Origin of the sequence: Argonema antarcticum A004/B2 (assembly GCF_023333585.1) — a bacterium.
In the GTDB taxonomy this organism is placed as follows: domain Bacteria; phylum Cyanobacteriota; class Cyanobacteriia; order Cyanobacteriales; family Aerosakkonemataceae; genus Argonema; species Argonema antarcticum.
Genome location: NZ_JAIQZN010000161.1, coordinates 1 through 9,779 on the forward strand (window position 1 = coordinate 1; position 9,779 = coordinate 9,779).

At 50.0% G+C, this 9,779-nt stretch carries 12 protein-coding genes; 7 read left to right on the plus strand and 5 right to left on the minus strand.

The window, feature by feature from the left end:
• The first annotated feature begins 70 nt into the window (after window positions 1-70).
• Window positions 71-265, plus strand: a complete 195-nt coding sequence (locus LAY57_RS33800; protein ID WP_249071575.1) for a hypothetical protein — start codon at window positions 71-73, stop codon at window positions 263-265.
• Between the two features lie 76 nt (window positions 266-341).
• Here LAY57_RS33800 and LAY57_RS33805 read toward each other — a convergent pair whose 3' ends face one another.
• Both LAY57_RS33805 and LAY57_RS33810 read right to left on the minus strand, forming a co-directional pair.
• The gene (locus tag LAY57_RS33805; protein ID WP_249071576.1) at window positions 342-827 is read right to left on the minus strand and encodes a hypothetical protein; all 486 of its coding nucleotides are present in this window, start codon (window positions 825-827) and stop codon (window positions 342-344) included.
• Window positions 828-1,105: 278 nt separating this feature from the next.
• Complete coding sequence (locus tag LAY57_RS33810) at window positions 1,106-1,660, minus strand: tyrosine-type recombinase/integrase (protein ID WP_249071577.1); 555 nt, start codon at window positions 1,658-1,660, stop codon at window positions 1,106-1,108.
• A 264-nt stretch (window positions 1,661-1,924) separates the two neighbouring features.
• Here LAY57_RS33810 and LAY57_RS33815 point away from each other — a divergent pair, with 264 nt between their 5' ends.
• Entirely contained in the window at window positions 1,925-2,155 is a 231-nt protein-coding gene (locus LAY57_RS33815; RefSeq protein WP_249071578.1) for a YlcI/YnfO family protein, read from the plus strand.
• Here the strand turns inward: LAY57_RS33815 and LAY57_RS33820 are convergent.
• Window positions 2,135-2,344: a hypothetical protein gene (locus tag LAY57_RS33820; protein WP_249071579.1), complete on the minus strand. Its 210-nt coding sequence runs from the start codon at window positions 2,342-2,344 to the stop codon at window positions 2,135-2,137. The genes LAY57_RS33815 and LAY57_RS33820 overlap by 21 nt on opposite strands.
• Window positions 2,345-2,409: 65 nt before the next feature.
• A complete protein-coding gene (locus LAY57_RS33825; protein ID WP_249071580.1) occupies window positions 2,410-2,676 on the minus strand; it encodes a hypothetical protein in 267 nt (88 codons plus the stop codon).
• Between the two features lie 260 nt (window positions 2,677-2,936).
• Here LAY57_RS33825 and LAY57_RS33830 point away from each other — a divergent pair, with 260 nt between their 5' ends.
• Window positions 2,937-3,536: a hypothetical protein gene (locus tag LAY57_RS33830; RefSeq protein ID WP_249071581.1), complete on the plus strand. Its 600-nt coding sequence runs from the start codon at window positions 2,937-2,939 to the stop codon at window positions 3,534-3,536.
• A gap of 2 nt (window positions 3,537-3,538) precedes the next feature.
• Here LAY57_RS33830 and LAY57_RS33835 read toward each other — a convergent pair whose 3' ends face one another.
• Window positions 3,539-3,886 carry a hypothetical protein gene (locus LAY57_RS33835; RefSeq protein WP_249071582.1) on the minus strand — a complete coding sequence of 116 codons (348 nt, stop codon included), beginning with the start codon at window positions 3,884-3,886 and terminating at the stop codon, window positions 3,539-3,541.
• 221 nt (window positions 3,887-4,107) lie between these two features.
• On the opposite strand from LAY57_RS33835, the gene LAY57_RS33840 reads away from it, so the two are divergent.
• From LAY57_RS33840 to LAY57_RS33855, 4 genes are all read left to right on the plus strand, one after another.
• Entirely contained in the window at window positions 4,108-4,344 is a 237-nt protein-coding gene (locus tag LAY57_RS33840) for a hypothetical protein (RefSeq protein WP_249071583.1), read from the plus strand.
• A 312-nt stretch (window positions 4,345-4,656) separates the two neighbouring features.
• Window positions 4,657-5,370, plus strand: a complete 714-nt coding sequence (locus LAY57_RS33845; protein ID WP_249071584.1) for a hypothetical protein — start codon at window positions 4,657-4,659, stop codon at window positions 5,368-5,370.
• 268 nt (window positions 5,371-5,638) lie between these two features.
• Complete coding sequence (locus tag LAY57_RS33850; protein WP_249071585.1) at window positions 5,639-5,854, plus strand: hypothetical protein; 216 nt, start codon at window positions 5,639-5,641, stop codon at window positions 5,852-5,854.
• Window positions 5,851-9,453: a hypothetical protein gene (locus LAY57_RS33855; protein WP_249071586.1), complete on the plus strand. Its 3,603-nt coding sequence runs from the start codon at window positions 5,851-5,853 to the stop codon at window positions 9,451-9,453. Before LAY57_RS33850 ends, LAY57_RS33855 begins: the two co-directional genes overlap by 4 nt.
• The last annotated feature ends 326 nt before the right edge of the window (window positions 9,454-9,779 follow it).

Genomic DNA, 9,779 nt, shown 5'->3' on the forward strand with positions numbered 1-9,779 from the left:
ATTGCCGCAAGGATAGTGGGTTTTAAAGTCGTTCGTAGAGCCAAGAATCCTCGTGCGTTCACGCCGAGGAGTGTCAAGTTTCATTTCAATTGACACCCCTGCTAAACAGGGAGATCGAGGCGTCAGCGCCCAATTGAAGCCACTGTACGCACGTTTGACATGGCTTGCTGCTCAATCGCGAGTGGTTCCAGTAGTTCAGGATGTGCAAAAATTCCCTCCTTTCACCCGGACGGTAGAATTTTCTCTCATCCTGGAAAATATTTAAGTAGGAAAAAGTAGGTGAAAATGTGGTGTTTTTCCCTCTTTTTTCCTACTTAAAAAGGTGGGAGATCGCACCCCTCCTAACCCGCACCGCTGCCGCCAGACTGCCGCATCAGATAATCCAAAACCCTATCGATGCGCTCTAGGGCTGCGTTAGTAGTAACCTGAAACTCCCGCATCTGAGATTGCTGTGCTTCGTAGTTGCGGTTTAGCATTCGTACAATCGCCTCCAGCCTTTCGGTTTGCCCCTCCGTCCGCTCTAACCTTTCAGCGTGCTGGGTAACCAATCGTTGAGAGTGGAAAATAAACTGTTCGACCCTTTCCGTCAGTTGGTTTAGCTGCGTTTGGGTTTGAGTTTGCGACTCAACCAATTGCTCCACCCGCGATTGAGTCTGAGTTTGAGCCGCAGTCAGTTGGTCTACCTGGGATTGGGATTGGGCTTGAGCCGCAGTCAATCGGTCAAGACCCCGGTTAGCCGATTCAGCGTAGCTAGCTGCTGATACCAGCAATTGTCTAACTGTTTCCAAATCTGTTTCGACGACGTTTAATCGTTGTTCTACGGTCATAGAGTATCGTCTTCCTTTATGGTTGTTAACTAATTAACGCGCCAAATACCGAGCGCTGCTATCAGATGGCCTAGCGTGCAAGTAACGCCCGGTAGTTTGCATCTGCTATGCCCCAACCTTTATATACAGTCCTCCATGATTGTAAAGACTGTACAAATGCCCCAACGAAAGCCTTCTCGCGAGTGCCTTTAAGTGCTGTGCCAGCATACTGCTGCTAGCGATAAAGGGACGGGGTTGAGTGTCTTCGCAGCATACTGGTGGCACAGGATGCCAGCACATCAAAACCCAATCACCGAAACGGCTTTTTTGCGATGTTCGGGGCTGACTTCTAGGTAGCGCTGCAACGTCCCTAAGTCGTTGTGCCCTGAAATTTCCTGAATGTGCCGCAGGGGAATGCCAGCGTTACACATCTGGGTCAAAGCTGTGCGCCTAAAACTGTGGGTTGAAACGCCCTCAATACCGATTCGCTTGCAGGCATCTCGGAGAATCTTGTCAGCCGCGAACCGAGTCAAACTTTCCCTGACGCCCCGCATACCTGGGAACAAAGCACCGGGCTTCGGGGGGTTGTACTCAGCCAGTATTGCCGCCAGAGCGGGCTGTATGTCCACAGCGCGAGTTTTGAGCTTTCCTTTGGTGGTAGACTTGCGGAAGGTTAGAACGCCGCTTTTGATATCGGTGGTTTGCAGTGCTAGGGCTTCCGAGATGCGACAGCCAGTAAACAGACAGATAGCGAACAATGCGCGATCGCGAGGCGATGAGAACCCCTCGCGAAACAGTCGTTGCAGTTCTTGTTGGGACAAGACTTTGCCCTGCCCATTTCCATTGACCTTCATTGCTGTCCCTTGGGCGGATAACAACAGCTTACACGAAATCTGGATTTGGTGGAATACACCCCTAAAACCTTTGTCAATCGGTATTTTCTGTCCTGCGATCGCTTTCGGCTAATCCCAACTTATCACCCGCTCGCCCATTCCAGTACGGCAGAATGAGCTTTTCAGCCGATTTTTATAATTTTTGCTTATGTTATCGCTGATAACGGCGACTTCATATATGATCGAATACCTTTGTATTTGTAAAGGCTAGCAGAGAAATCAAAGATGTCGGAACAACCGATGATAGGCGCAAGAGTTCCGCAGGAATGGCAATGCCAGATTAAAGGCATTGCTCTTGCTACCGGACGCACAGAAGCGCAGATTGTGAGGGAAGCTATCGGGAAATACCTGGGGAAAAATGACCCTACGGCGGTCAGGGGTGCGATCGCCGATTTAGAGGAGCGGGTCACAAAAATAGAAACTAAGCTGTCGGGTCTAGGGCGGCTGGTGGGTTGAGCCATTTAGCTCCTCAATAAACTTATCTAGCGCCAGCTTTGCCGCCTTGTACCCCGGCGCTTGCTTGCCCAGGCGCAGGGATGCCAGGGTGCGATCGCGTATTTCCTCTAGTTCTCCCTGCTTCACCGCGTCTGCCTGCTCTGCCTGCATCTGGGCTATCTTTGCTAAAGCTTCGGTAAGTTGCGCCATCAATTCACGGTTGCGCTGCTTTAGCTCTGCTATCTCCCTATCCTTGGCGGCGATCGCATCGGTGCTTACGCCGCTCTTCGCTTTCCCAGCCGTTCGTCTATGCGGCTGTCTAGGCGTTGTATTAATTGGGATTCCAAAGCCGCTAGTCGGTCGTCTAGCCGTCTGTCTAGGGCGTCCAGTGGGATGGCATTGGTTGGCTTTTCTATTTCCAAGTAGTCTTTAATCCACCCAATAATTAACTCAGTTGCGTTCGTGCCTTCGCTTCTAGCCTTCTCAAAAAAAGCTTCTTTCAGGTCTAAGTCCAGCCGAATATTAAACTGCGGGGTAGCCATATCTACACATTCATGGAGGATTGTGTATATAGCTTAATCATATTTTGCTGTGTATTTAGTGTCTATAAGTAAATCTAAAGTGTATAGATTAAACCTATTGGTAATGTGTATATAATGTCTAGCTTATAGTATTGACGCTAGATAGTAAATCGTGTAGATTAGTGTGTAGGTAAGGGAAACCAAACCACCCAAACTTAAGGGCGATCGCCCTCCGTCCAAAGATTGCGATCGCCCAAATTAACCCAAAGGATTAGAACACCATGCTAGCAATTTTTGACAATCAACTCTCAACTATTGACTCTGAACTCCTCACCCTACAGGCCCGGTTGTTAGAATTGAAGAAGGTAAAGAAAGACTTGGAAACAAAGCAAGGCAAGGCATCCGAGGCGCTAGAAGCATTGAAAACGCTAACCGCTGAACTAGCAGGGGAAGCGATCGACGCTCTGAAATCAGCGGTGATGGCCATTTTTCCGGCAACCGAAGCGACCGCACCCACATCAATGCAAAGCGAATTCGTAGTCGAGGTTGGGAAGGCAGAAGCACCCGCAGCAGAGAAACTGCCCATCATCAAGGCGATCGCACCTTTAGCACCCGAACAGCCTTACATGGAATTCGTAGCACTTAGTGCTACTGTGGGCTACTTCAAGAAAACCAGCGACGGCGAGATTCAGAACATTTACCTGGGCTGCAAAAGCCACAAGCGAGCAAACGAATGGGCCAAACTGATTACCCTCTGGGGGGGTGATGTATCGGCTATCCGCTCTGACAAAAAGCGCCTCACGGGAACAGACATCGGGTACGAAATCAAATTTAAGAACTTACGAGGGTGCGGGGTTTTAGCTTTGCTTGTTCGGGGGTGAGCCTAAGCACTGGCCACCCCCGGCAAGCTAAGCTGTCCCGCGTTCGAGGCGGTGTCCCAGGCGAATTGAGCTTGAGAAATTAGCCGTTTGATGCGCTCGAACTCTTGCTCAGTGAGCGATGAAGCGCTCTCGGAATAGTCTTTGAAGAACAGCGCCCCGATGGTGTGGCACGCCTCAAGCATTGGCTCTTGTTGTACTGAGGAAAGATACCAATCGCCTACCTGCTCAGGGGCAAGCATATCTTCCGGGTCATAGGGGCATCCCAGATACTTGAAGCCATCGGCTATGAGGGCATCGGCTACGGCTCGATCGCGCCCACTAAGCCAAATTGGTAGTCTGTTTTGAGGCATGATTAGAATGCTCCTTTCGTTATGGATTGGGCATCAAGGTCGGGTGTCTAGTTGGTAGCTGGACGCACCCGGCCTTTAGCCGTTTTTGGGTATTTGATTTTCTAGGTTTACATTCTAGATGATATAATGATATTATGGTATTGTCAATTCCTAAAAAAAATTTTTGTTAAATGGGGTGATATAGCCAGTAATATGCTCATATCATCAAAGAGACAAAACCTATGCCCAGACCAAAGAAAGCAGAATCGCTAGCACATGGAGAACGCAAGGTTCCACGCCAGTTTATGATCACCCCTACTTCCGACCAAGAAATCGAATCGGCAGTTGAGGAAACTGGTTTGAGTCGTTCGGAACTGATGGAGAGAGCGCTAAAGGCTGGGGCAATGCTGCTCGTGACGAACCCGGAAGCGCTAAAAAAGCTCTTACAGCGGCGATCGAAACCTCTGAAAGCGAGTTAGTTAGACTTCGCCGTTACCGCACCGAACCCGCCACTAAGCGGCGATTAGAGCTTGAAACGCTAGTTGATGAGTGGCGATCGCACCTAGCCAAAATAGAATTCTTGGGAACTGTCAACACCAATGACTACTAACCTCTACCAGTGACCTATGAAATTTACACCCGAAGAAATTTTATTCCTTCGATCTATGAGAGATGATTACCATGAGGGCAAAAGGCAGCAACCTTGCAAAGTGACTCAGAAGTACTCAACTGGCGAAAAGCTTTGTCTAGCAAGCTTTTCGCTGTCGCCAAGGGGCGGCAGATGAGGGCAGATGAGGGCAGAATGGAGACAGAATGGAGACAAAAAAACCGCAATTATACGGTTTTTGACGGGTACTTATAAGTTTTTGAACGCCATGACTTTATTGCCAATCTCCTCGATTTCCCCCTCGGACAGCCTTTGGAGCCGCACCGTAGATATTCATTGGGGTATAGCAGCCCAAATGTTCGATAAGCGCGTAAATAGGGCGAAAGTTAAGATCGCCGCATCCCCTCGCACCAGAAAAACTTTTGAACCTTGGGTAGACGCTCTTGCTGCCGAGTGGCATTTGTGCGTTCAATGCTTTGCGATCGCAGCGCCCACACCTCCCTACGAAAATGCCTTGCATTGGTTTGAAGAAATCCTTAAAGAGGCGAAGCTACAGGATTTAAAGGAGCCTACGGGCAAGGGAAAGGTAGAGCAGTATCTCGAAGAAGGGCAACCCGTCGCAGAAGCGCTAAAAGAAGGCCGCAACCCTTACCCACCAAACAATCCCATGCTTTTGCATAATTATCTACTGATTGAAACCGCACTTAATCTTGCGGCTCAATCCGAAGGCTTCAAGAATCGCTACTGGCTACCCTACGTGAAAGCCCATTGCGCCTGGATACGCCACAAGCGCAATTCCCCCGCCCTGGCAGCGGCCCTGGAAGTGAGGGGCGATCGCCTCATCACTTCTAGGGGAAAGGGTAGGGGCAAGGCAAGCGTGAAATATATCGAGCGCTGAAAGCCTTGCAGTGAATGGCTTTCAAGACTTATTGCACAGGTGCGTTTTGCCCCTTGCCACATCAAAAATAAGCGTGTCAATATTAATGGTTGAGAGCTTTGTTACTAGCAAAACCTCAACCATGCAAAGGCCATCGGCTACGGAAGTATAGGAAGTATAGATCGCGCACCGGCCAGCGAAATATGAACAATAACATTGTAATACTAATACGTTAGCAATACTTCCAAAGCAGATGGCCATCCCCCCTAGTCTAGGAAAAATGGCCATTATGGTAAATCCTACCAATATTATAGCTGATAGCTGTCCAAAACGGCAAGCAACCCCACACAAGCAGCAATGCCAGCGCCTCATTCAATCCAAACATCTGCGTGGGTGGGAGAACCTTTTCATCCGCACCATCATTCAGCAGGCCAGCGTTAGCCGCAAGCAAGCGGCGAAGCTTGCCGCAATTGAAGCCAAACTGGGGCTGGAGGGCGCAGAATGAGCAAATTTACCCCCCTCAAGGGCTCCTGTCCCGTTTGCGCCGGACACCGGAAAGATTGCCGCCAGTCAAACAGCACCAAGCTTATTCACTGTCGAGACAGTGCCGCCAGCCCAACTGATTACATTTTTAAATCCCTCGACAAGTGGGGTTTTGGCATTTGGGCCAATAGAGCCGAACAAGAATTTGCATCCGAGCAACAAAGAGAAGAGTGGAAGCAACAGCGAGAGCGCGAACGGCAGCAGCGCCTACAGGAAGAGACACGCCAACGCGCTCAGCTGCTAGGCGAGGCTGAGCGAGATCGCGAAATTCACAAACTACTGGGACAACTACCGCTCAACCAAGCCCACCGAGCAGACCTACACAGGCGGGGCTTAACCGACGAACAGATTCAGGCGGGGATGTTCCGCAGCGTTCAACGCTGGCAGAAGCTATCCAACCCAGTCAGCCACCGTTTGGCCGGAGTGAATATTACCGGGCGTGGCCTAACCAATGCCGAACCGGGCTACCTCTGCCCAATCTGGAACGAGAAAGAGCAGATAATCGGCTGGCAGTTACGCCTGGACAACACCGACGACGGCGGGAAGTACAGGTGGCCTACCTCTGCCAGTAAAAAGCGGCCAGAGGGCCCTACAGCACATTTACAAAATGGGGAATTACCTCTCACCTACTGCAAACCGTTGGATGAGGTTGCAGACAAATCCATCGGCCTAGCAGAAGGCATTTTGAAGCCTTGGATTGCATCCCAGAAGAGAAAACAGATTATTCTAGGTGCAGCAGGCGGTAACTTCGCCAGCAGTTCGCAAACCTTCAAGCGCCACTTAGATGCAGCGTCAGCGGAATTGGGCGGGGCAACGAAGTGCATCTTATATGCCGATGCAGGAGCCATCAGCAACCGCCACGTTGTACAGCAGTACAAAGCCACCGCCAAACTAGCCAAACAATTTGGGTATGAAGTGCAGGTTGGCTGGTGGGGGCAAACTACAAAAGATGCCCCCGACATTGATGAACTGCCAGCGGAAACCGAGATCGAAACAATCACATTCGCGCAGTTCCTCAACCTGGTAGCCAACGCCGCGTGGCAGGGTCAAAAAGCTTTCCATAGCTTCAAAGATTTAGTTGCACAAATAGTAGGCCACGTTCCCAAACCGCTAGAGCGGCAACAGAAAGAATCATCACCAGTTGAATGCACGGCCATCGTCCCGTACACAGGCGTCCAGATACTCAGGATCGACCCAACGGTAGACACCCTACCGACCTTCGAGCAGTGGCTCGAAATGGGACAACCTAAATTGATCTTTAAAGCTGGAACTAGAAAAGAAACCGTTTTAGGACTTTACCGAAATGGGTTTCCTGCGGTCTGCGATCGCTCATTGGTAGGCACTGGCAAAAGCCACGATTCAGGCTCATTCACCCGCAATGATTTTGGTTTACCTGAATTTGACGATGAAGGAAAGGATATCGGGGGGAGAATATTTCATATTGCAGCCGACCATAAAAATCCCACAACAAAAACAGTTGAGGAAAACTCGGAAAATCTGATTGACCGACACAACGGCGAAACCGTAGATTACTCGCGACGCACACCATTAGGGGAACCTTACCGCACCCGTACAGCAAAAGGAAAACTGCCAGACATCCCAGGAAACTGCCCGGAAACAGACACATTCATTCTTGCCGCAAACGAAAAAGACGGGATGATTTTCGGCGGTAAAGGTTCACCCATTTGTGAAAGATGCCCGCACTTTGCCGGATGCGAATTCCTCACCAAACGCCGCGACCAACTAAAATCCAAAGTTACCCTGAGAGCGCATATCAATCAATTGGGAAGCGCAAGAGGCAACGACATAGGCATCATCGACGAACCTGGAACGCAGCTAGAGGCAACCAAAACCCTAACCATTGACAAGGCAAGCATCGCCGATACAGCCCATCAGCTTCACGCCAAAGACCGGCACGGTTATCGCCTCATCAAAACCACTCTTGAGGTGATATTGGAATGCTTATACGGACTAACAGACATTCCGGCCTATGGTTTCTCGCACGTCGAATTATTGACCTTATTGGCAACTAAAGCTGACCCGATGCGACTGAAATTTTGGGAACGTTACCAACACCATAGAGAAACTTTTGAGCATCCTTTAGCTGGTATTCTCCGAAACAGATTAGAGAAAGATTTCCTGCAATCCAACCCCGACGCATCGGCATGGGACATTCCCGGCTTATCGGATTTGGAAAAACAACTTAGTAATGCCTTAGCGAACGACTGGGCAGCTATTTTTGAGGGATGTCAAACCCCAGAACAAAAGCAGCAAGCTATTCGCGCTCGCGCTACCCTTAATTGGCTATCACCACTGATTCGGGTAATTTCTGGACTAGATAAATTCACCGATATCAGAATCAATAGCAAAGGCCAAATCGAACTTACCCGCCGCAGCTTCCGACACCAACACACGCTTAAGGGATTCGGGTTTTTATTATTGATGGATGCAACTATTTCCAAGGCTGACTTGGCCAGAAAGACCGGCATCAAAAATATTTGCGAGATCGAACAAGAAATCGCCCCTGAAACCTTCAACAATCTTACTATCAAGGTAGTTAAAGGGCTGGGGAGAAATGCCAAGGGAACCTCTGAGGAGACGACCTGGAAGCGCATTTATGCTGCAATCCAAGCAGCGATTGAAAAACGCCCAACACTTGCGAAAGAACAACGGGCGATCGTCACATTTAAAAATGATGTTGAGCGCTTCAAAGAACTGGATGCTGTGACCGGATACTGGCACCGCGACTCACGAGGCAACAACCGCTTTATCGAAGTCGAGCAGTTGCTCGTACACGGCCTGCCAAAGCCGAATCTGGCGGCTAAAGCATCTGAATGGCACTCGGTCACCGGACAGACAGTCAAGCCCACAGACCTATCGGGACGGTTCGGTTCTTGGTACAACGCTCAGGTGGTAGCAGAAATAGTGCAGTGCCTGGGACGCCCACGCGCTCACTTGAGGCCGGATTGCCAGATAGAAGCGGTGCTGATGGCAGGCGACGCCTTGAGCTTGAGAGATATCGCCACTATCCGCCAAGCCTTCCCTGGCTGCAAGATCGAAATCGTAGAGGCATACGATCTAGCCCCTGCTGCTGCTGCCAAAGGAACGCAAAAGGCAAGGGGCATGATCGAAGCAGCGTGGAGCGCGATTGGACAAGGTGGCGACGCCAGTCGGAGCGCGATCGCTAAAATCCTGGCTCTCTCTCCAGGTAGAATATCCCAGCTAGCCAAAGAAGCGTGTGGTAAGACTTTCAGCCAGTTGGTTGAGGCGTTAGGTTTCCTTTATAAAGCTATAAAAGGAAAACTAACGCTCTCGGAACTGGATGAAGAAACCCGTTGGGTAGCTGAAACTTACTTACCGCTCGTAGCAGAAGTACTCACCACGAATCCACTTGAGGCGGTTGAGGAAGTGGCGGTACTTCTAAAAAGTTACGGCGCTGAAAAATTTGGGCAGATTCTGGCTGGTACAGAGCCGTGGGTACTGTGCAAGCTGCTAGGTGGTGTGATGCAGGCTGCCCTTAATCTACTTGTGGAATCGCCCCCAATGGAGGCACCTGGGTGAATTATCTGCGGCTGGCTTCCTGCCATTCGGTAGTCTACGCTAACGCACTTGCGTCCTCCCTACCCAATTTTTCCAATAATTCGCTAACCGACTGAAAGCCGGAAGTTTTCGCTAGTTCCTGTAGCGCCTTCCACCCCGATTTGCACGCCCCAGTTACTCAAAGTCGGGGTCATTGGGAAAAGTCTAGCAGTACAAGGCAATTAATAGCTTTTTTAAACCTGCTGTTTGTGGGCATGGGATAAGTGGGAATTATCAGAAATTTGGGTCTAAAACCCCGTCCTTCCAGGACGGCTTCTAAAATGCTAGGATTGTATCGTCAAGGTTGA